At 70.6% G+C, this 20,086-nt stretch carries 16 protein-coding genes and 2 pseudogenes; 9 read left to right on the top strand and 9 right to left on the bottom strand.

The features are described 5' to 3' along the window. Positions 1-62: 62 nt before the first annotated feature. Positions 63-1,034, bottom strand: a complete 972-nt coding sequence (locus OG570_RS28975) for a helix-turn-helix transcriptional regulator (RefSeq protein ID WP_442788335.1) — start codon at positions 1,032-1,034, stop codon at positions 63-65. A gap of 63 nt (positions 1,035-1,097) precedes the next feature. Between OG570_RS28975 and OG570_RS28970 the strand changes: the two genes are divergently transcribed. From OG570_RS28970 to OG570_RS28955, 6 genes and pseudogenes are all read left to right on the top strand, one after another. Further along, on the top strand, positions 1,098-2,240 hold the full coding sequence (locus OG570_RS28970; RefSeq protein ID WP_326952308.1) for an epoxide hydrolase family protein: 1,143 nt from the start codon (positions 1,098-1,100) through the stop codon (positions 2,238-2,240). Between the two features lie 464 nt (positions 2,241-2,704). Further along, the gene (locus OG570_RS28965) at positions 2,705-2,872 is read left to right on the top strand and encodes a CGNR zinc finger domain-containing protein (RefSeq protein ID WP_326952307.1); all 168 of its coding nucleotides are present in this window, start codon (positions 2,705-2,707) and stop codon (positions 2,870-2,872) included. A gap of 168 nt (positions 2,873-3,040) precedes the next feature. Next, positions 3,041-3,169, top strand: coding sequence for a helix-turn-helix domain-containing protein (locus OG570_RS48375; RefSeq protein WP_442788194.1), 129 nt, complete (start codon positions 3,041-3,043; stop codon positions 3,167-3,169). An 87-nt stretch (positions 3,170-3,256) separates the two neighbouring features. Then, positions 3,257-3,439, top strand: a pseudogene (locus OG570_RS48370) (MmyB family transcriptional regulator); the annotation flags it as partial. Further along, positions 3,419-3,826 carry a RidA family protein gene (locus OG570_RS48365; protein ID WP_442788334.1) on the top strand — a complete coding sequence of 136 codons (408 nt, stop codon included), beginning with the start codon at positions 3,419-3,421 and terminating at the stop codon, positions 3,824-3,826. The pseudogene OG570_RS48370 and the gene OG570_RS48365, both read left to right, overlap by 21 nt. A 195-nt stretch (positions 3,827-4,021) precedes the next feature. Further along, positions 4,022-4,714, top strand: coding sequence for a TetR/AcrR family transcriptional regulator (locus tag OG570_RS28955; protein ID WP_326952306.1), 693 nt, complete (start codon positions 4,022-4,024; stop codon positions 4,712-4,714). On the opposite strand, the gene OG570_RS28950 is transcribed toward OG570_RS28955, so the two are convergent. Then, a complete protein-coding gene (locus OG570_RS28950) occupies positions 4,634-5,875 on the bottom strand; it encodes an MFS transporter (protein ID WP_326952305.1) in 1,242 nt (413 codons plus the stop codon). The genes OG570_RS28955 and OG570_RS28950 overlap by 81 nt on opposite strands. Before the next feature lie 300 nt (positions 5,876-6,175). Continuing rightward, positions 6,176-6,370, bottom strand: a complete 195-nt coding sequence (locus OG570_RS28945; RefSeq protein ID WP_326952304.1) for a hypothetical protein — start codon at positions 6,368-6,370, stop codon at positions 6,176-6,178. Positions 6,371-6,732: 362 nt separating this feature from the next. On the opposite strand from OG570_RS28945, the gene OG570_RS28940 reads away from it, so the two are divergent. Beyond that, the gene (locus OG570_RS28940; RefSeq protein ID WP_326952303.1) at positions 6,733-6,903 is read left to right on the top strand and encodes a hypothetical protein; all 171 of its coding nucleotides are present in this window, start codon (positions 6,733-6,735) and stop codon (positions 6,901-6,903) included. Here OG570_RS28940 and OG570_RS28935 read toward each other — a convergent pair. Continuing rightward, the gene (locus tag OG570_RS28935) at positions 6,881-7,555 is read right to left on the bottom strand and encodes a TetR/AcrR family transcriptional regulator (RefSeq protein ID WP_326950848.1); all 675 of its coding nucleotides are present in this window, start codon (positions 7,553-7,555) and stop codon (positions 6,881-6,883) included. The genes OG570_RS28940 and OG570_RS28935 overlap by 23 nt on opposite strands. A gap of 65 nt (positions 7,556-7,620) precedes the next feature. Here OG570_RS28935 and OG570_RS28930 point away from each other — a divergent pair, with 65 nt between their 5' ends. After that, positions 7,621-8,460, top strand: coding sequence for an alpha/beta fold hydrolase (locus OG570_RS28930; protein ID WP_326952302.1), 840 nt, complete (start codon positions 7,621-7,623; stop codon positions 8,458-8,460). 27 nt (positions 8,461-8,487) lie between these two features. Further along, the gene (locus OG570_RS28925; RefSeq protein ID WP_326950850.1) at positions 8,488-9,057 is read left to right on the top strand and encodes a dihydrofolate reductase family protein; all 570 of its coding nucleotides are present in this window, start codon (positions 8,488-8,490) and stop codon (positions 9,055-9,057) included. Between the two features lie 45 nt (positions 9,058-9,102). Here the strand turns inward: OG570_RS28925 and OG570_RS48360 are convergent. The 5 genes and pseudogenes from OG570_RS48360 to OG570_RS28905 all read right to left on the bottom strand — a co-directional run. Further along, a pseudogene (locus OG570_RS48360) lies at positions 9,103-9,315 on the bottom strand (integrase core domain-containing protein); the annotation flags it as partial. 289 nt (positions 9,316-9,604) lie between these two features. Then, a complete protein-coding gene (locus tag OG570_RS28920) occupies positions 9,605-11,077 on the bottom strand; it encodes an MFS transporter (protein ID WP_326950851.1) in 1,473 nt (490 codons plus the stop codon). Positions 11,078-11,149: 72 nt separating this feature from the next. Beyond that, entirely contained in the window at positions 11,150-11,998 is an 849-nt protein-coding gene (locus OG570_RS28915) for an SAM-dependent methyltransferase (RefSeq protein ID WP_326950852.1), read from the bottom strand. A gap of 92 nt (positions 11,999-12,090) precedes the next feature. Continuing rightward, positions 12,091-13,299, bottom strand: a complete 1,209-nt coding sequence (locus OG570_RS28910) for a cytochrome P450 (RefSeq protein WP_326952301.1) — start codon at positions 13,297-13,299, stop codon at positions 12,091-12,093. Position 13,300: 1 nt separating this feature from the next. Beyond that, the gene (locus OG570_RS28905) at positions 13,301-20,074 is read right to left on the bottom strand and encodes an SDR family NAD(P)-dependent oxidoreductase (protein ID WP_326952300.1); all 6,774 of its coding nucleotides are present in this window, start codon (positions 20,072-20,074) and stop codon (positions 13,301-13,303) included. Positions 20,075-20,086 lie beyond the last annotated feature (12 nt).

The raw sequence follows: 20,086 nt of genomic DNA, 5'->3' as shown, positions 1-20,086 counted from the left end.
GGCCGGCTGCCCGCCGGCGGTCGATCCGGACGAGTGGGCGCCGGGCGCCGGCAAGGAATCGATCACCGAGAACTATCGCGGGGTCCGTCGCCCGCCGCGCGGAGCAACCTCGTCGCGAGGCGATCGAACGCCACCGCGAGCTCGTCCCCGTCGATCACCTCGATGTCGACGTCGAGCTGTGTCATCCACAACGCGAGCCGGTCCGGGTCGTCGGAACCCACCTCGACCTGGCACGTGGACTCGTCGACCACCTCGATGTCGACCGGGATGTGGATCTTCGCAGCGATCTCGGCGGCGGGAGCACGCATCAGTACGCGGGCGCGGTACTTCCAGGCTCCCTTGCTGATGCGTCCGACGACGAACTCGACGACATTGTCCTGCGGGATCACGCGCGGCCGGAACCGCGCACCCGTCGGTGCGTGCGGAACCATGCGGTCGACCCGGAAGACCCGCCAGTCGTCACGGTCGAGATCCCACGCGAGCAGATACCAGAGCGTTTCCCAGTTCACCAGCCGTTGCGGTTCGGTGTGGCGCGCCTCTTGGTCGCCCCCACGCTTCGTGTACCCGAACCGGAGCCGTTCGCGGCCGCGGATCGCGGCGGCGACCGCGCCGAGAACCGAGAGATCGAGCGGCGGCCCAGCCCCGGGAACAACGCTCGTCGCCTCGCGTACCGCCTCCACCCGCCGTCGCAGACGCGAGGGCAGCACCTGCTCCAGCTTCGCGAGCGCGGTGAGCGATGTCTCTTCGACTCCCAGCCTCTGGGCCGCGACCGCACTCAATCCGACCGCGACGGCGACGGCCTCATCGTCGTCGAGCAGCAGCGGGGGCATCGCCGTCCCGGCGGCCAGCCGGTACCCGCCCGCGACGCCGCGGCGCGCGTCCACGGGATACCCGAGCGACCGCAGCTTGCCGATGTCGGCGCGCACGGTCCGGGTGCTCACGTCGAGCCGGCCGGCGAGCTCGGTGCTCGTCCAGTCACGCTTGAGCTGGAGCAACGACAGCAGTTCGAGCAGACGCGCCGAGGTCTCCAACATGTTCTCGATCATGTCAGCAATAGCGGAAGCCAACCTGCCGCATTGTCTGCGAACGTCGATGTCATGACCGAGAACAACACGCTCACGCCGTTCCGCATCGACATCCCGCAGACGGGCGTCGACGACCTGCGCACCCGGCTGGCACACACCCGCTGGCCGATCCCCACGCCGGGCCGGGACGATCGCACCGACTTCAGCCGTGGCATCCCGCTGGTGTACCTGAAGGAGCTCGCCGAGTACTGGTGCGACGGATTCGACTGGCGTGCGCAGGAGGAGAAGCTCAACGAGCTCGAACAGTTCACGACGGTTGTCGACGGCCAGACGTTCCACGTCGTCCACGTTCGATCGGCGAACCCGCGGGCCACCCCGCTGGTCCTGAACCACGGCTGGCCGGGATCGTTCGTCGACTACCTGCGACTCATCCCGCTGCTGACCGGCGAGTTCCATGTCGTCATCCCGTCGCTGCCCGGCTTCGGGTTTTCCACCCCGCTGGCCGGGACCGGCTGGGAGCTGGCGCGCACGACGGACGCCTACGCCGAGATCATGACGCGTCTCGGCTACGAGAGGTTCGCGGCCCACGGCACCGACGTCGGTGCGGGCACCACCGGCCGCCTCGCGGCGATCCACCCGGAGCGTGTCATCGGCACGCACATCGGCTGCGACCCCCGGCTGCTCGGGTTGCTCGGCGTCAAGTTCCCCTTCCCCGAGGGCCTGTCCGATGACGAGATCGCCCAGATCGAGGCAGTGCGCACCGAGGACGCGGCCGATCACGGGTACCTCCTGATGCAGGACCACCGTCCCGACACGATCGGGGCGGCGCTCACCGACTCGCCGGTCGCCCAGCTCGCGTGGATCGCCGAGAAGTTCAAGACCAGGACCGGCGGCGTCTACCGGACGCCGGACGAGTCGGTCGACCGCGACCAGCTCCTCACGAACATCAGCCTGTACTGGTTCACCCGCAGCGGCGCGTCGAGCGCGCAGTTCTACTACGAGTCCGAGCACTCCGGACTCGACTTGGTCATGGCCTCCGGTGTGCCGTCCGGATGGGCCGTGTTCGACACCCACCCTCTCGTGCGCCGCGCGATGGACCCGTGGAAAGCGATCGGCCACTGGAGCGAGTTCACCGAGGGAGGTCACTTCCCCGCGATGGAGGAGCCGGAGCTGCTCGCGGACGACATCCGCACCTTCTTCCGCGGCATTTCCTGAGCCTCACGGCTCCACCACGAATCCCCATTCGCGCGTGGACGGTCGGCAGTGGACCATCGGCCTGACGCCGGCCGCGCTCATCCTCTGGTCCGGCAACGTCGTCGGAGCCCACCGCCGCGGACTCGAACCGGACGTGGTCCGCACGCACTCCACTGGGCTGCGAACCTGCTCAACAGCCGCGCCACCTCCGCATGGGATTCACTTGGGACGAAGGTCATCGATGTCTTGCACCTGCACGGGCCGGCTCGCCGGCAACACTTCCCCCGTCGTCCCTGTCATCCTGTCTGGCGCAGACCCGGCCACCGGCGTACCAGTCGCACTGCGCGGCCGGCAATGGCTCGACCTGCGAGCCGGAGTCACCGACCACAGCGTCTCCAGCCTCGTCTCATCCCTGCGCAGGCAACGAGATTGATCGCATTCATTACAGCTCTGGCTGTGAAAGCGCATGACTCTGCGGCCCCACCGTGGACCTGGCGCAACCGGCCTCGCGGTTTCTCACCTGCGTCGAGCACGGGTGCAGCAAAGTGTTCCCGGACCGCGGGGACATTCGCCAGCGCTACTGCAGCCCTCGCTGCGCGACCCGCGCACGTGTTCGTTCCCACCGGGTCAAACGCACCACGGAGGACGGTTGACCGGCAGCCGCCCAGGTCGCGAGGGCCTTTTTGACCGTCCACAAAGGATGAGATCACCGCCTCGGCTCGGGCGACGGCGTCCGCGACAAGCACTGATTCCTCGAAAGCCGGCGCGCGCGCATCACCCCCGGCCAGGCAGGCCTGCCCGCATACGGCGGCAACCGGCGGGTGAAGGGGCTGCGTCGCGAAGAGGTCGCGATGCTCTCCGGCATTTCGGTCGCGTACTACGTCCGGCTGGAACGCGGCAACCTTTCCGGCACCTCGGACAGCGTGGACGCTACGACGTCGTCGCGATGAACCGCCTGGCCCGTATCCTGTTCGCTCCGGCGCTCGCGGACCCGCGCAGACCGGTCAATCTGACCGCTTCGTCTTTCTCCACCCGGACTCCGGCGACGTTTCCTCGACTGGGAGAGCGCCGCGCGGGAAACCGCCGCAACACTGCGCCGCGAGGCCAGCCGCAATCCGCACGACAAGGCATTGAGCGACCTGATCGGCGAGCTCAGCACACCGAGTGAATTCTTTCGGCAATGCTGGGCCCCGCACGACGTGCGGGTGCACCGCAGCGGCCGCAAGCGCCTGTACTTCGCGCAACCGGCGGGTCTGCCCGCGCTGCCGGGGCTCAGTCACGCCGTTGCGTTCTCCGGACGTCAGGTCATCGTGTCCGGACAGGTGCCGCTGAACGCCGCCGGTGAGTTCGTGGGCGAGGACGTCGAGGCGCAGTTGCGGCAGGTGTTCACCAATGTCTCCAACGCGCTCGTTGCCGCGGGCGCGGAAATGAAGGACGTGGTCAAGCTGACCGTGTTCCTCACCGATATCGCCGACGCTGCCGTCTACCGCACCGTTCGCGACCAGTTCGTCGATACGGACAACCCGCCTGCCTCCTCGCTGTTCCAGGTGGGCGCGCTGATCAACCCGAAGTTCCGTGCGGAGATCGAGGCGCTGGCGGTCATCTGAGCGACCAGGCCGGGCACGGCCCTCGCCGCTCGGATGACCGGCGAGGGCCGTCCCGGTCGATGGCGCTGGAGCCCGGCGTTCACCCGCGAACGCCTTCCCCTGCGGGCGGCGTAGGAGGCGAAGCTCTGCCTGCTGCCCGCGTCGAGGAGTACCGGCCACGTAGAAGGGCGCGGGACCTGGAACTACCATCCGGTCATGCGCGACGAGGACGGTGCCGGAGACCACCCTGGGCGAGCACGGACCTATCGCAAAGCCGAAGAACGGCGCGAGCAGGTCCTCGCGAAAGCGATCGAGCTGTTCGCCCAGCACGGCGTGGACACCTCGCTACGCTCGATCGGGGAGTCGATCGGGGTTTCCCACGCCGCGCTGCGGTACTACTTCCCGTCGCGGGATGACCTGCTGATCGCCGTCTACCAGGCACACGAAGCCGCCGACGACGAGGAAGACGGCAAAGCACTGCCGAGCCAGGACGGCGACTCGGCGACCGCGGTGATGAAACGCAGCGCGTTGCGCAACCGCGAGGTCCCGGGCCTGGTCGAGCTGTACGCGACGCTGACCACCGACGCCCTGCAACCCGACCGCCACCCGGCCGTGCGGGACTTCGTCTGGCAACGGTTCCGGCGCGTGCGCGCGCAGCTGGCCGAGATGGTGCGCGAAGGACAGAGCACCGGCTCCGATGTGGACGCCGACGACGCGGCGGCCCTGCTGGTGGCCGCGTCCGACGGGCTGCAGGTGCAATGGCTGCTCGACCCGGAAGCGGTCGACGTGCACCGCGTGCTGAGCCTGCTGGAACGGCTCGTACTGGGGTCAGCGCGCCCGCGTCATGACGGCGAGACCGAGCACGGCGGCCAGCCCGAAGCCGGCGGGGACCAGGAACACCAGCGGTAGCCCGATCCAGGTCGCACCCAGCCCGCCGGCCAGACCGCCCAGCGCGGAGCTGAGCGCGGTGGAACTCAGGAAGATCGCCGAGGCGGTGGCCACCGCCTGCGGCAGCAGCCGCTGCGCGACGATGATGCCCAAGGTCGCGAACACCCCCCAGACCCCACCCATCAGGATCTGCCCGGCGAACAACCCGGCCGCGGTGCCGGTCAGCGCGAAGCAGAGGTTCGCGCTCACCCCGAACCCGGCGGCCAGCACCATCAGGCGGACCTCGCCCGTCCGGCGTGCGACGACCACCGCGATCGGCATGAGGACCAGCTCCACCAAGGGCTGGATGCCGATGATCGCGCCGCTGAGCGCCGGGCTGAACCGCAGCCGGTCGTTCATGTAGATCGGCAGGAAGGCGTACTTGACCGACTCGCCGGCGTAGACGCAGATGTAGAGCGCCGTGAACGCGAGCAGCGGCAGCATCACGCGGACGCCGGGCCGGTGCGCCCGGGACGACGCCGAGGCGGGGCCGGCCGGACCCGGATCGCGCAGCGCGCCCAACGGCACCAGCTGAGCCAGGGTCGCGACAGCGGTCGCCAACAGCATCACGCGGGAACCGGCGACGGCCGCCAGGAACGACCCCGCCACCGGCCCGACCACCCAGCCCGCCGTGAGCGCCATCCGCACGATCGCCACGACCCCGTCGTTGGCCGGTCTCGGGCGCAGCGTCGCTTGATCGTGGATGGCCGCGAACAGCTGTGACGTCGCGGCCCCGGCGAAGCCGAGCACGACCGCGCTCACCACGAACGGGACCCACAGCCGAGGCGCGAGGGCGATCGCGGTCCAGCCGGCGAACCCGACGACCGCGCACAGCCTGAACAGCCCCAGCCGCGAACCGGTCCGGTCGGAGCGGGCGCCCACCAGGTAGCCCGCCACCGGCGCGGTGAGGTTGGTCAGGTAGTACAACCCCGCCACCGTCAGCGACGCGTGCAGCTCGCCGACCAGGAACGACGCGATCTGCGGGGCCGCGGCGGAAAACCCCAGGCCGGACAGGAACAACGCCACCGTCGACCGGAGGTACAGCGGGGTGGACCACACCAGCCGCAACGCCGTCTGCCCAGGCTGCCCGGTTCCGGGATCGAGACCCGCTCCGGCCTGCGAACCGGGAGGTTGTCCGCTCATCTCCGGGAACCTACACCCAAGATTCTTCCAGTGGAAGAATCTTGAGTGCAGCCGAGCCCGATCGTCGAATCCCGCGGCTTCGGGATGTCGCCGAGCGCACCCAGCGGGCCGGCCGCGCCGAAGGCGCCGGGCTCTCGAACGCGTCGCCGCAGAACAACCACCGTGCCGACGGCGAAACACGAGCAGGTTTCCGGGCGTGCTGCCCAGCAGCTCATGTCACACGCACTGGTGTCGCACCGCCACCACCCCCGGACGGCTCCGGCTGCTGTCACGCATGACCCCACGTAGCACCAGACTGGCTCAGCACCTGCTTCGCCCACACCGGATCGACGAGACCATCGACGCGCTCCACCAGGCCCAGCCGGACCTCGACGTCGATCCTGGCGCCGCGGCGGCGCTGGCCACCGACTCGATGGACGCATCGATGACGTCTTCGGCGGTCTCGATTTCGGCGATCGCCAGCTCGTCGATATCAATGGAAATGAACTCGGACAACAATTCTCCTTCCAGGAACCGTCTTGCTTCTGTCCGGCGGCGCGGAAGAGGAATGGTTGCGGACGGAAGTGCCGCTTGCGCCACCCGAAGTGGATCGGCCCGGCATACGGCACGAAGCTGCCCCGCCGGCGCGGACGATGGCCTCCTTCACGCTCACCGAGGGCTTCACGGTGCGAGCGCGAGTCAGCCGGAGCGGTACGGGGCCGCGCGGCTCGCGGGCTGGGCCACCACGTCGGCGGCGTCCCGGCGCCCACCGGAGGGGCCGGGGCCGCCGGGGGCGGCTCGGCGCAGACGCGCTTCAGCGCGTCTGTGGTGCCCGGGTCGAGAATCCGGAACGGCAGTTCCATCGTCGTGATTCGTCGATGGACGATTTCACGACGGATTGCAGCGCTGCCACACCTCGGGTCGCGGTGGTCCACCGTTTCCCCGAGCTCGCCATGGAATTCCTCGAAGCCATCGCACAGTCGTGGCTGAACGACTCAGGAAACGTCCTGCGCCTGGTCGATCAGCTCAAGCAAGGCCGTAGGCCGTGAAGAACACCTCCGCCGCCCGGTCGGCGATCCTCGTCAACTCACCGTCGTCCGGGCGGGCCTCGGTGCCGGCGAACATCAGCTGGTTCATCGGCTTGTACATGACAAGGCCGGCGAAGTGGTACGCGGCGAGGGTCGGGTCGGCGAGCTCGCGCAGCAGACCGCGGTCGGCCATCCGGGACAGCGCCTCGCCGAGCAGCACCAGCGAGCGCTGGAAGCCGTGCTCGAACCACTTGCCGGAGATGGCGGGGAACCGGTCGGCCTCGGCCAGAACGAGCCGGCGGAGCTGGATCACCTGGGGTTCGCAGATGTCGGCGGCGAACCGGCGCGCGAGATCGCGCAGCGCCGTCGCGGCATCCGTCGCCTCGTCCAGCGCTCCGTAGAGCGTGGCGAGGCGGGCGCCGAGCTGCGCGTTGCTGCCGAGGATGACTTCTGCGAACAGGTGCTCCTTGTCGGCGAACTGCCTGTAGACCGTCTGCTTGGAGACCCGTGCCCGCGCGGCCACCTCGTCCATGCTCGCGCCCAGGTAGCCATGCTGCAGGAACACCCCCGCCGCTTCGGCGAGGATCGCGCGTCGCTTACGGGCCGTGCGGCCCTCCTCCAGGCTCGTCTCGAGTTCGCTGTCGATCCCGGCGCCCGGTGCCAGTTGATCCATGGTCCTCCTCCCGGCTGCCCACAGTGTACTAGACAGTCTCGTTCCCGCTTGGGTACTGTACGGTCTTGTTCTGGTCGAACCTGCGAACACGGAGAAGAGCCATGGGAACAGTGCAAAGCAAGGACGGCACGACAATCCACTTCGAGGTCCGGGGCAGTGGCCGGCCGGTGATCCTCGTGGACGGCGCTACGGCCTACCCGGCGGTCAGCCCGGATACCGTCTCGCTTGCCGAGGCGTTGAGCGAGACCTTCCGCGTGTACACCTACGATCGGCGCGGCCGGGGACGTAGCACCGACACGCTGCCCTACGCCGTCGAGCGCGAGATCGACGACCTCGCCGCGATCATCGCGGAGGCCGGCGGAACCGCAGTGCTCTTCGGCTGGTCGTCCGGCTCGATCCTGTGCATGGACGCTGTCGCGGCCGGGCTGCCGGTCACCCACCTCGTCGCGTTCGAGCCGCCGTTCGTGGTCGACGACGCCCGCTCGCCCCTGCCAACCGACTACGTCGAGCAGCTGGAGGCGGCCTGCGCCGCCGGGCGGCCAGGCGACGCGGTCGAGTTGTTCATGACCGCAGCGGTCGGCATGCCTCCCGAGTTCGTCGCCGACATGCGCCAGAGCGAGTACTGGCCCGTCCTGGAGGCGGTCGCGCCGACCATCGCCTACGACGGGCGGGTCGTGTGCGATGTGATGCAGGGCCGGCCACTGCCGACCGACCGGTGGGCGGAGATCGCCGTGCCCACCATGGTCGTGCACGGCAATGGCACGTTCCCGTTCCTGATCACGGGTGCGCGGGCGGCCGCGGAGGTGCTGCCGAAGGCGACGCTACAGGTCGTGCCGGGAGAGAACCACACGGCTGCTGCCGACGTGCTCGCCCCGGCGATCCGGCAGTTCGTCCAGGACCACTGAACATTAGCAGCGTGGGAGGGAATCGGGATGGGGAAGATCGTCGTCACGGAGTTCGTCTCGCTGGACGGGGTCGTCGAGGCCCCGGCCGGTGAGGGCTTCGTGCACAAGGACTGGACGTTCGCCTTCGACCGGGGGGACGACGGTGAGCGCTTCAAGGTCGAGGAGGCGCTGGGCGCCGACGCGCTGCTGATCGGGCGTCGCACCTACGAGTCGTTCGCCGGGGCTTGGCCGCACGTCGACGACGAGCTGGGCGACAAGTACAACAGCATGCCCAAGTACGTCGTGTCGAGCACGCTCACGGATCCGGCGTGGAACAACACCACGGTGCTGGCGGGTGACGTGATCGCCGAGGTCACGACGCTCAAGGAGCGGTTCGACGGCGAGATCCAGGTGCCGGGCAGCATCCAGCTCGTCCAGGACCTGGTGGAGCACGACCTCGTCGATGAGCTGCACCTCATGATGTTCCCCGTCGTCCTCGGCACCGGGCGGCGGCTGATCGAACGGACCAGCGACATGTCGCGCTGGCGGCTCATCGACGCGCTCACGGTGGGCGAGGGGATCATGGTCACGACGTTCGAGCGAGCCCGCTCGATGTGATGTCCGGGGAGGTCGGGAACGCGGGAGGGGTGGGTCGCCGATCGCGGTGTGTCCGGGGCGACGGTTGTGGTGGCGGAGCCGGTCGGGCAACGCGGCTCGCCGTTGGGCCTCGCTGAGGTAGGGGCGGGTGAAGGCCCATTCGTCGAACAGGGCGCGGTTGAACCGTTCGACCCTGCCATTGGTTCGGGTGGTCGGTCTGTGACGAGTGGAGAATGCACAGATGCTTGCTGTCGCTGAACGAGTTCCAGAAGACAACACCGTCGTGATGGTCTGGCACCGTTACCCTCTGAACAGTGCGACGGAGACTGCGATTTCACCCCATCGCGTGCTCCGATGACGAGGGCATCGACCCAGTGCCCGATTCCGGCGGCGCCGAGGGTAACGAGCACTGACGCCGGCCTGCGTTCCGCGGACGGCTCCCTCCGGAGAAATGCCGGACGTCGCTCAGTACTCGATGAGCGGAACGCCGCGGTCAGCGCGGCAGCGGGTTCGGCCGGCCGAACCCGCCGGTGACAGTCCACTGTGGACCGTCACCGGCGGGTCGGGCTCAGGCGGCGGCGCGCGGCGTCTTCGGCAGCGCCCGGACGAACGCGCAGACCAGCACCGCGCTCGCCACCAGCAGCACCGCGCTGACCGCGAACGCCACGTGGTAACCGTGCATCGTGGCCTCCACCGCGTCGCCCGGTGTGGTGGCGAGGTAGGACGCGACCGACGTCGTGAAGATCGTGTTGAGCAGGGCCGTGCCCAGCGAACCGCCGATCTGCTGCGACGTGTTCACCAGCGCGCTCGCGACACCCGCGTCGGCGTAGTCGATCCCGCTCAGCGCGACGTTGTTCATCGGCGTGTACACCAGCCCCATGCCGACGCTCATCACGACCAGCACCGGCAGGATCAGGCCGAAGTACGACGAGTCCGGCTCCAGCAGGGTCAGCGCCAGCACGGCCACCGCGGCCAGCGCCGCGCCCAGCGTCATCAACGCCCGCGCCCCGAACCGTGGCAGGAGTTTCGCGGTGTAGGTCGCGGTCAGGACCACGCAGATCGGGAACGGCAGGAAGACGATCCCGGCCTGCAGCGCCGAATACCCCAGCGTCTGCTGGACGTAGTACATCATGAACAGGAACATGCCCATGCTGCCGACGCCGAGCAGGACCGACGTCAGGTAGGCGGTGCCGCGGTCGCGGTCGAGCACGACCCGCAGTGGCAGCAGCGGGGCGCGCACCTTCGCCTCGACGACGACGAACGCGGCCAGCAGCACCAGCGCGAACGCGATCAGGCCGAGCGTCAGGCCGGAGCCCCAGCCTTCACCGGCCGCCGTGGTGAAGCCGTAGACCAGCGCGATCAGGCCGACCGTGCCCAGCAGCGCGCCCGCGACGTCGTACCGCGCGCGGCCCTCGATCTTGCTCTCCCGCATGTTCGGCACCGCGAAGGCGAACGCGATCGCCACCACCGGGATGTTGAAGAACAGGCACCAGCGCCAGCTGGCGTACTCGGTGAGCACGCCGCCGACGAGCGCGCCGACCGCGGCACCGGCGCCGCTGACCGCGCCGAAGATGCCGAACGCCTTGGCCCGCTCCCCCATTTCGGTGAAGGTGACCGTGATCAGGGACAGCGCGGCGGGAGCCAGCAGCGCGCCGAACACCCCCTGCAGCCCGCGGCCGACGAACAGCATCCAGCCGGTCGTGGCCGCGCCGCTCAGCGCGGACGCCACGGCGAAACCGGCCAGGCCGATCAGGAACACGCGCTTGCGGCCCGCGTAGTCCGCGACGCGCCCGCCGAGCAGCAGCAGCCCGCCGAAGGTGAGGGTGTACGCGGTGATGACCCACTGCCGGTCCGCGTCGGAGATGTGCAGCGCGTTCTGCGCGGACGGCAGCGCGATGTTGATCACCGTGGCGTCCAGCACCACCAGCAGCTGCGCGGTGACCACCACGGCCAGCAGCACCCAGCGCCGGGGGTCCGGGGCCGGCGGCGCGGACACCTCCTGGGTGTCGGCGACAGCGCGGGCGGCGCGGTCTTCGGACATGTGCCTTCCTTTCTGTGGTCTGGCCGCGGGACCGGCTGGAGGCCGGAAACCGGCCTCCAGCCGGACAGCGTCCTAGGCGGGGTTGCGCAGGACGATCAGGAGCACGCCGACCGAGGGGGCGCCGTCGCTCATCGCCTTCAGCTCTTCCGGGCTGGGCGCGATCTCCAGCACCTGCGTGATCTCCGGCGGCACGTCGTTGTTCTCGGCGTACTCGCGCAGCGGCCCGTAGAACCGCTCCTCGGTGTACTTGGTGTTGAGGGTGATGTCGGTGACCTCGACGACCTCCAGGCCGGCCGCGGCTGCGAACGTCTCGTAGTCCGCCTCGGTGACCAGCGGCGCGGTGTGCCACGACTCGCCGACCTCTTCCAGGTCCTTCTTCTTCTGCGCGTTGGCCGCGGCGTCCCGGTCGCTGAAGTCGGTGAGCGCGACGAATCCGCCCGGCTTGATCACCCGCGCGATCTGCTTGAGCGCCTGGACGCGGTCCGGCACGCAGACGATCGACTCGAGCGCGAAGACGTGGTCGAAGGAATCGTCCTCGAAGGGCAGCTCCATGGCGTCGGCACGCTGGAAGCGCACCCGGTCGGCGACGCCCTCACGCGCGGCGCGGGCGTTCGACACCTCGACGTCCCGGGCGCTGATCGAGATGCCGGTCAGGTCCGCGCCGGTGCGGATCGCCGTGCGCACGCCCGGGTTGCCCTGGCCGCAGCCGACGTCGAGGATGCGGTCCCCCGCCGTCGCGCCGAGCTTGCCGGTCAGGATGTCGGTGAGCCGGTCCGCCGCCTGCTCGAACGTGCTGGTGTCGTCCGGGCCGGTCCAGTAGCCGTAGTGCGTGCTGCCACCCAGGAACTGGGTCATCAGGTCGTTGGTCGCGTCGTAGAAGGTGCCGACTTCTTCGGGCTTGGGCAGCGACTCGGTGGTCATGAAGCTCTCCTTGACGTGGGGTGCGGTCGGATACACGAGCAGTGACTGGAAGTTCTCGGAAGTTGCGTGACTCCTCCCGTCGAAGGGGCCGCTCAGGTCGAGACGGCGAGCGGCAGCGTGTGCGCGTTGAACATCTGGTCGGTGCGGATGAACCGCGGCGGCTCATCGGGAATCGTGGCGAGGTGCGGGAAGCGGTCCAGCAGGGTGTTCAGCGCGACGCGCCCCTCCAGCCGGCCCAGCCCGGCGCCCACGCAGAAGTGGATGCCGCGCGAGAACGTCAGGTGCGGGTTGGGGTGGCGCTCCGGGCGGAACTCCGCCGGCGCGTCGAACACACGGGGGTCGCGGTTGGCCGTGGCCATCCACACCATCACCAGCTGGTCGGCCGGGATCGTCTCGCCGCCGAGCTCCGTCTCGGCCGCGGTCACCCGGGAGGTCACCGAGAACGGCGGCAGGTAGCGCAGCGACTCCTCGACCACGCCCGGCAGCCGGGAGCGGTCCTCGCGGGTGCGCCGGAACTCCTCCGGGTGCGCGTCCAGGCACAGGATGGTGTTGCTGAGCATCATCGTGGTGTTGAGGTGCCCGGCGAGCAGCAGCGTGTCGACGAGGCTCGCGACTTCCTTGCCGGTCAGGCGTTCCCCGTCGACCTCGGCGTGCACGAGCCCGCTCAGCAGGTCTTCGCGGGGCTTCTTCCGCCGGTCGTCGATGAACTGCTGCAGGTACTCGGCGAACTCCCGGTGCCGCTGGATGACCGTCTTCGTGACCTCTTCCTGGCCTTCGAAGCGGCCGACCAGCTGGACGTCGTCCGAAGTGGACGGCATCAGCGACTCGGCCTGCTTGCGGAACAGGTCGCGGTCGCCGGCCGGGATGCCGAGCAGCTCGCAGATCACGGTGACCGGCAGCGGGTAGGCCAGCTCGCCGACCAGCTCGAGCCGGTCCGACGACTTCACCTCGTCGAGCAGTTCGTTCGTCAGGGCCGCGATCTTCGACTCCAGGTCGGCGACGACCTTGGCCGTGAACGCGTGGCTGACGAGCTTGCGCAGCCGGGTGTGGTCCGGCGGGTCCATGTACAGCAGCTCGTCGTAGGTCTCCTCCGGGTTGTCGCCGCCGATCTCGGCGCCCATCACCCGCTGCAGGTTCGAGGAGAACACCTTCGGCTTGCTCAGCAGCTGCACGTTCTCGGGGTGGCCGTAGACGTGCCACATCCGCGTCTCGGCGTCGTAGGCGACGGCCTTTTCGGGTTCGATGCCGCGCAGCCAGTACTGGCGCTCGTCGACCCCCCACTCGTCGAATTCGGTGAGCACGTCAGGCTTCCTTTCCGTAGAGGGTGTCGCACAGCCGCAGCACCTTCTCCAGCGACTCGGGCGCCGTCATCACGTCGGTGTGGTCGGTGGTGGCGACCTCGGTGACGAAGAAGTCGTCGATCCGCTCCTCCCACTCGCGCCAGTACTCGACGCCGTCCAGGCCGGGCAGGTCCGGGTTGGCGAAGAGCACCATGTACTCCTCGAAGTCGCCGAAGAAGCGGCCACCGCGGTTGCGGACGTAGTAGCAGCGCACCGCGTCCCGCCGCGGGAGCGGGTCGACGACGTGGTCGCCGGTGTGCAGCACCTCGAAGAAGCGCGCCAGCTGGGTGACCTGGGTGCGCAGTTGCGCCTCGGTCTTGGTGATCCCGGCGGCCAGCGCGGCCTTGAGCAGCGAGCCGAGGAACTCCGGGTAGTCCAGGCCGGGATCCACCTCGTCCCGGTGCAGGATCGGGGTGGATCCGTCGTTCGCGTCCAGGCGGTTGCTGCCGAGCACCAGGTTGACCGCGCGGAACGCGCAGACCTTGGCGATCACGTCCGGCTCGGCCCGGCCGCCCTGCATGATCGCGTTGACGCGGTTGGTCGCGGCGGCGTCCAGGGTGTCGAGCATGACGAGGGTGTTCACTTCGGCGCCCTGCAGCTGGAGCTGCCGGACGACCTCGTAGGCCAGCAGGCCGCCCAGGGAGAACCCGCCGACGTCGTAGGGCCCGTCCGGTTGCACCGCGCGGATGAGGGCCGCGTAGTGCTCGGCCATCGGCACCTGGCCGCTGAGGATCTCGCCGTCGCCGAGCCAGCCCTTCGGCTGGATGCCGTAGAACGGCCGGCCGCTGTGCTCGGCCAGCGGCCGGTAGGACTCCACTCCCCCGTTGCCGTGGTGGATCCAGAAGACCGGCCGGCCTTCGCCGCCGCGGTTCATCCGGATCAGCTCGGGGGCGTCCGTCGTCTCGGCGGGCTTCGCCGACGTGCCGACGCGGCCGATGATGTCGTTGAGCGTTTCGCATTCGGCGATGACGTCCAGGGTCATCGTGTCGTCGAGGTGCTTCTTCACCGAGGACAGGAACTGGGCCATGAAGATCGAGTCGAAGCCGTAGCGCCGCAGGGGCACGTCCGGGTCGAGCTGTCCGGCGTCGATCTCCAGCACTTCGGCCATCAGCTCGGCGACGCGGCCGGCCCCGTTCTCCCCGGCTTTGTCCACAGTGGACTTGGCCGTGGGCGGGGTGTCCTGCCGCGGTTGACGGACGGCGCCGTCGCTCTCGGCGACGATCACCTGCTGGCCGAGGTCGTCGGCCCCGTCGGCGGCGGGGAACGCGCCGCGGAAGCCCGTTTCGGTCAGCAGCCGCTGCCAGGTGGCCGGGGCCAGCGTGGGTGTGCCGGGCACGCGCGGCGCGGGGTCGTCGTAGCGCCACCAGCCGTCGAGGAGGCCGAAGGTGAGGTGGCTGAACAGGCTGCCGCCGCTCAGCTCGTTGAGCAGCAGGATCCCGTGGGCGCGCAAGGTCGCCTTGGTGTTCCGCAGCGTGGTCCGGATGTCGCGGGTGGCGTGCAGGACGTTGGTGGCGATGGCGACGTCGAAGCCGCCGGCCGGGATCGGCTGTCCCGCCAGGGGCGCCTCGACGTCGAACAGCTGCGTGTCGAGGAAGGGCGCGGCGAACTCACGCCGGGCGTGCAGCAGGAAGGCCTTGGAGATGTCGGTGTAGCAGTAGGTCTCGATGTGGTCGGCCCACGGCTTCAGGTGCCGGAAGACGGTTTCGGTGGTGCCCCCGGTGCCCGCGCCGATCTCCAGGACGCGCAGCTTCGTCCCGGGATCGTCGGCGACACGGCGGCGCACGTACCCGACGAGCGTGTCGGCCAGGACCTCGTTGAAGTAGTCGGCGACCGGGTTGGCCTTGTAGACGCCCTCGACGAGGTCCATCGACGACGCCGGGAACAGCACGTCGGTGGCCGGGCGGCGGCCGGTGAGGATGTCGGCCAGCGCGCCCAGTGCGGTGTCGACGAGCGTCGTCTGGGCCCGGGTGGACGCCTCGGCCAGCCAGCCGTCGCGGTGCCGGTCCCACTCGGCGATATCGGTCTGCGCGGCCGGATCGGCCGAGTAGCGGCCGTCGTCGTGGCGCAGGTGGCCGGTGCCGGTCAGGACGTCGAGGGTGTGCCGGAACCAGCGGTCGTACTCGTCGGTGATCCCACCGCGGGTCCGCCATTCCCCGGCGGTGGCCGCGCGGCCGTCCTCGAACAGGCCGAGGGAGCGCAGCACGGTCCACAGGACCGGCACCAGGGCGGCGTCCAGTTTCTCGTTGTGGCCGTCGATCTTCTCGCGGAGCCGGGCGACCTCGTCGGTGCGGTCCGGACGGCCGTCACGCAGGGACGCGATCAGGGCCGGGGTCCGGGGTTCGAGCTGCTCGACCACGTCGTCGTCGAGCGTGTAGGTCGCCTTCAGCAACGCCAGCTGCGAGTGCCGGGAACCCATGAGCGTGTCGTAGGTGGCCATGCCTTCGGCCGGTTCGATCGACGCCACGCCGGATCGGGCCATCCGCTCGCGGTGGGCGTCGTCGGCGACCACGCCGACCCCGCCCCAGTAACCCCAGTTGACGACCTTCACCGGGCAGTCGAGCCGGGTGCCGAGGTGCTCGGCGTAGGCGTCGGCGAAGGTGCAGCCGGCGGCGTAGTTGGCCTGACCGGGCGAGGTGAGGAAGGACTGCAGCGACGAGAAGAACACTACGAAGTCGAGGGGCTCGCCGGCGAAGACGTCGGCGATGGTGACGGCGACGTCGGCCTTGGCCGCGTAGGTGGCGGCGAAGCGCTCTTCGTCCATCCGGGCCAGGCTCTGGTCGCCGAGCACGATGGCGGAGTGCAGCACGCCGCGGACCGGGCCGTGGCGGCGGACGATCTCGTCGCGGGCCCGGCGCAACGCCGCCGGGTCGGTGGCGTCGGCCTGGATGTAGTCCGGTTTGGGACCGTGGGCCGCGAGTGCGCTGCGGCGGGCTTCGATGCCGGCGTCCAAGGGGCGCCGGCCGATCCACACGACGCGCACCTTGTGGCGGCGCAGCAGGTGCTCGGTCCAGACGGTGCCGATGCCGCCGGCGCCGCCGATGGCCACGACGACGTCGTCGGGCTGCAGGTTCGCGTGCGCGGGCCCGGCCGGGACGGGCGCCGCCAGCTCCAGCAGGCGCTGCCGGTACCACTCGCCGTCGCGCCGTGCCAGCAGCGCGCCCTGCGGCTCCGGCGGCAGGGTCAGGACGTCGTCCCAGGGCACGGGGGCGCCGGCGGGGACGTCCACGACGCGGACGGGCCAGTGCGGGTACTCCTGGGCCAGCGACCCGAAGAGGCCGTGCAGGCCGGCGGCGTCCGGGTCGACGCGGGTGTCGCCGGGCAGCAGGCGGGCCTGCCGGGTGACGACGGTCCAGCCGATCTCGCCGGTGGCCGCCTTGAGCAGCCGGAACGCCGTCCGGACCTCGGGCGCCAGCAGCACGACGTGGTCGAACCCCGCGGGTGAATCGCCGGCGTCCAGCACGGTGGTGTCCGGGTAGCGGCGGCGGAACTCGGCCTGGTCGTCCGGCGTCCCGCCGACGAGGGCGACGCGGGCATCGGCGGCGGGCCAGAGCGGGGCCGGGTCGACGGCGACCGCGTCCCACACCGGCGTCATCAGGCGGGTTTCCGTGTTCGCGGCCGGCGGCAGGGTTCGCGTGCTGAAGCCCAGCAAGCGGACACAGACGCGGCCGTCGGCGTCGCACACGTCGACGTCCAGCCGGCGGACGTCGCCGCCGCGGTCGTCGGGGTGGCTGCGGATGACGACCCAGCCGTCCGCGGGGGTCGGGGCGTGCACCTGGACCTCCCGCACGGCGAACGGCAGCGCGAGCTGGGCCGCCGTGCCGTCGTCCTCGCCCAGCCAGACGCCCAGGACGGCCTGGAGCGCGCCGTCGAGCAGGCTGGGGTTGAGCACGAGCGGCGACTCGGCCTCGCGCGGCAGGCTCAGCCGGGCCACCGCGATGCCGTCGTCGTAGTGCAGAGAACGGACGGCGCGCAGCGCGGGGCCGTAGTCCATCCCGATGCGCTCGTAGGTCCGGTAGAACCCGGCCGCGTCCAAGCTGCGCGTGCAGCCGTCACGGAGTTGTTCCACCGCAAGGGTTTCCGGGATCAGGGCGGCGATCTCGCCGGTGCCTTGGGCGTAGACCGCCGCATCGCCGTCGACGTGCACCTCGAACGCGCGGCGCCCGGCGTGATCCGCCGGGTCGAGCCGCACCTCGACGCGGCGCGGCTCGGTGACCTCGATCGGCCGCAGCCAGCGGACGTCGCTGATCCGGACACCGGTCTCGGCGCCGAGCGCGTCGCGCGCCAGTTCCAGGTAGGCGACGGCGGGCAGCACCGGGACGCCACGCAGGCAGTGGTCACGCAGGTAGTACTCGCTGCCGTCCAGGACACGCTCGCGTGGCGGGGCGGGGTTGCGGGCGGCTCGGGGGGCTCGGGGGGCTCGGACGGCGCGGTCGGCGCGGTCGGCGATCCAGAAGCGGCGCAGGTTGAACGGGTACGTCGGCAGCGGGAGGCGACGCGGCGGGGTGTCGCCGTGCAGGCGCCGCCAGTCGAAGTCGAACCCGGCGGCCCACAGTTCCAGCAGGCGCGGCAGCTTGCCCTTGGCGACCCAGGTGTCCATCGCGGCGGCGATGTCCTCGTCGCCGGCGAGCACGCGCCACGCGGCGTTCGGCTGCGGCCGGCCGCGATGCAGGTCGCCGCGCGGCTCCCCGGCGACGAACGCCCGCAGCGCGTCGCGCAGGTCGTCGAGCGTCTCGACGGTGAACGCCAGCCGCTCCGGCATCGCTACCCGGCCGACCTGCAGCGTGTAGGCCACGCTCGCCAGGTCGTCGTCGCCGCGGCCGTCGGCCCAGGCGAGCAGCTGCCGCGCGCGGGTCACCAGCGTCTCGGGTTCGCGGGCCGACAGCACGATGGCGAACGGTCCCGCCGCCGCACCGGCCGGCGCGGGCGGGCGGTACTCCTCCAGCACGACGTGCGCGTTCGCGCCGCCGAAGCCGAACGAGCTGACGCCGGCCCGGCGCGGCAGCTCGGCGCCGTCGGCGTCGACCGGCGCGGCCCAGGACTGCCGTTCGCGCACCAGGAAGAACGGGCTGCCGGCCAGCTCGACGTACGGGTTCACGGTGTCGCAGTGCAGGCTCTCGACCAGCGTGCGGTGACGCAGCTGCAGCAGCACCTTGAGCACGCCGGCGACCCCGGCGGACAGCTCGGTGTGCCCGATGTTGGTCTTGACCGAGCCGATCCCGCAGTGGGCGCCGGTGACGTCGGCGCCGTCGTAGAGCTCACGGAAGGCGTCCTTGAGGCCGTTGACCTCGACGGGGTCGCCGAGCTTCGTGCCCGTGCCGTGCGCCTCGATGTAGCCGATCGTGCGCGGGTCGATGCCGGCGCGGCGGTGGGCGTCGCAGATCACCGACGCCTGGGCCCTGGGGTTCGGCGCGGTCAGAGAGTTCGCCCGGCCGCCGTGGTTGACGGCCGTCGCGCGGATGACGCCGTGGATGTGGTCGCCGTCGCGCTCGGCCGCCGAGAGCTTTTTCAGCACCAGCATGCCGACGCCCTCGCCGCGGGCGTAGCCGTCCGCGTCGGCGGAGAACGTCTTGCTCCGGCCGTCCTCGCTGAGCATGCCGGCGCGGCCGAAGCTGATGTGGCCGTCCGGGACGAGCACGGTGTTGACGCCGCCCGCGACGGCGAGCGAGCACTCCTCCCGGTCCAGGGCGGACACCGCGCGGTGCAGCGCGACCAGGGAACTGGAGCAGGCCGTCTCGACCGGCTCGCTCGGGCCGTGGACGTCGAGGAAGAAGCTCATCCGGTTCGGGCCGATGGACGGCACCGTGGCGGTGGCCGCGACGCCGTCGCCGCCACGGGCGTGCGCGTCGATCAGGCGGTGGTAGCCGGTGGTCGCGGTGCCCACGATGATGCCGAGATCGGTGCCGGCCAGGGCGTCCGCCGCGTACCCGGCGTCCTCCAGGGCCTTCCACGTGTGCAGCATCAGCAGCCGGTGCTGGGGGTCCATCAGCGCCGCTTCGCGGGGCGCGATGCCGAAGAACTCGGGGTCGAAGTCGGCGACGCCGTCGATGAACCCGCCCCACTTGACGGTGGTGCGGCCGGCCTCGTCGAACGGGTCGCCGTACAGCTCGCGCCAGTCCCAGCGGTCGGCCGGCACCTCGCTGACGCAGTCGCGCCCCTCGGAGAGGTTGCGCCAGAACGCGTCGAGGTCGTCGGCCTGCGGGAAGCGGCCGCTCATCCCGATGATCGCGACCGGGTCCCCGGTACGCGGCCGTTCGACCGGGACCGGGCGGGGCGGCGCGACCGCCTTGGGCGCCTGCACAACAGCCGCGGGACGCACTCCGAGGCGGTCCGCGAGACCCGTCTCGTGGTCGACGGCGATGTGGCCGGCCAGCGCGCGCAGGGTGGGGTGCTCGAACACCACCGTGGGCTTGAGGTCGAGGCCCAGCGCGTCGTTGACCATGCTCACGAGGTGGCTGATGACGACCGAGTCGAGGCCGTACTCGCTCAGCTCGACGTCGATGTCCAGGTCGTCGGCGCTCACCTTCAGCAGCTGCCGGACCTTGTCCGCGAGCACGTCGCAGACCCGGTCCCGCAGCACGTCCCGGTCGATCCCGGCCGGCTGCCCGGCAGGCTCGGCGGGCTCGGCACGCTTGGCCGTCTTCAGCTGCTTGGCCAGGCGCATCGCCTCGGCCTTGTCGATCTCTCCCCGGCTGACCAGCTCGTACAGCTCGGTCACCGAACCGACGCGGTGGCTCATGTCAGGCTCCGT

The sequence above is a fragment of the Amycolatopsis sp. NBC_01286 genome, assembly GCF_035982555.1.
GTDB lineage: Bacteria > Actinomycetota > Actinomycetes > Mycobacteriales > Pseudonocardiaceae > Amycolatopsis.
Note: the sequence above shows the minus strand (reverse complement) of the source record. Positions and strands in the feature narration are given on the sequence as shown.

Bases quoted from the DNA above. Each gene is read 5' to 3' on its own strand.
- OG570_RS28950 (WP_326952305.1), bottom strand. From the start codon at position 5,875: ATGAGCGGACAACCTCCCGGTTCGCAGGCCGGAGCGGGTCTCGATCCC.
- OG570_RS28925 (WP_326950850.1), top strand. From the start codon at position 8,488: ATGGGGAAGATCGTCGTCACGGAGTTCGTCTCGCTGGACGGGGTCGTC.
- OG570_RS28955 (WP_326952306.1), top strand. From the start codon at position 4,022: ATGCGCGACGAGGACGGTGCCGGAGACCACCCTGGGCGAGCACGGACC.
- OG570_RS28975 (WP_442788335.1), bottom strand. From the start codon at position 1,034: ATGTTGGAGACCTCGGCGCGTCTGCTCGAACTGCTGTCGTTGCTCCAG.
- OG570_RS28915 (WP_326950852.1), bottom strand. From the start codon at position 11,998: ATGACCACCGAGTCGCTGCCCAAGCCCGAAGAAGTCGGCACCTTCTAC.
- OG570_RS28935 (WP_326950848.1), bottom strand. From the start codon at position 7,555: ATGGATCAACTGGCACCGGGCGCCGGGATCGACAGCGAACTCGAGACG.
- OG570_RS28905 (WP_326952300.1), bottom strand. From the start codon at position 20,074: ATGAGCCACCGCGTCGGTTCGGTGACCGAGCTGTACGAGCTGGTCAGC.
- OG570_RS28920 (WP_326950851.1), bottom strand. From the start codon at position 11,077: ATGTCCGAAGACCGCGCCGCCCGCGCTGTCGCCGACACCCAGGAGGTG.
- OG570_RS28940 (WP_326952303.1), top strand. From the start codon at position 6,733: ATGGACGATTTCACGACGGATTGCAGCGCTGCCACACCTCGGGTCGCG.
- OG570_RS28970 (WP_326952308.1), top strand. From the start codon at position 1,098: ATGACCGAGAACAACACGCTCACGCCGTTCCGCATCGACATCCCGCAG.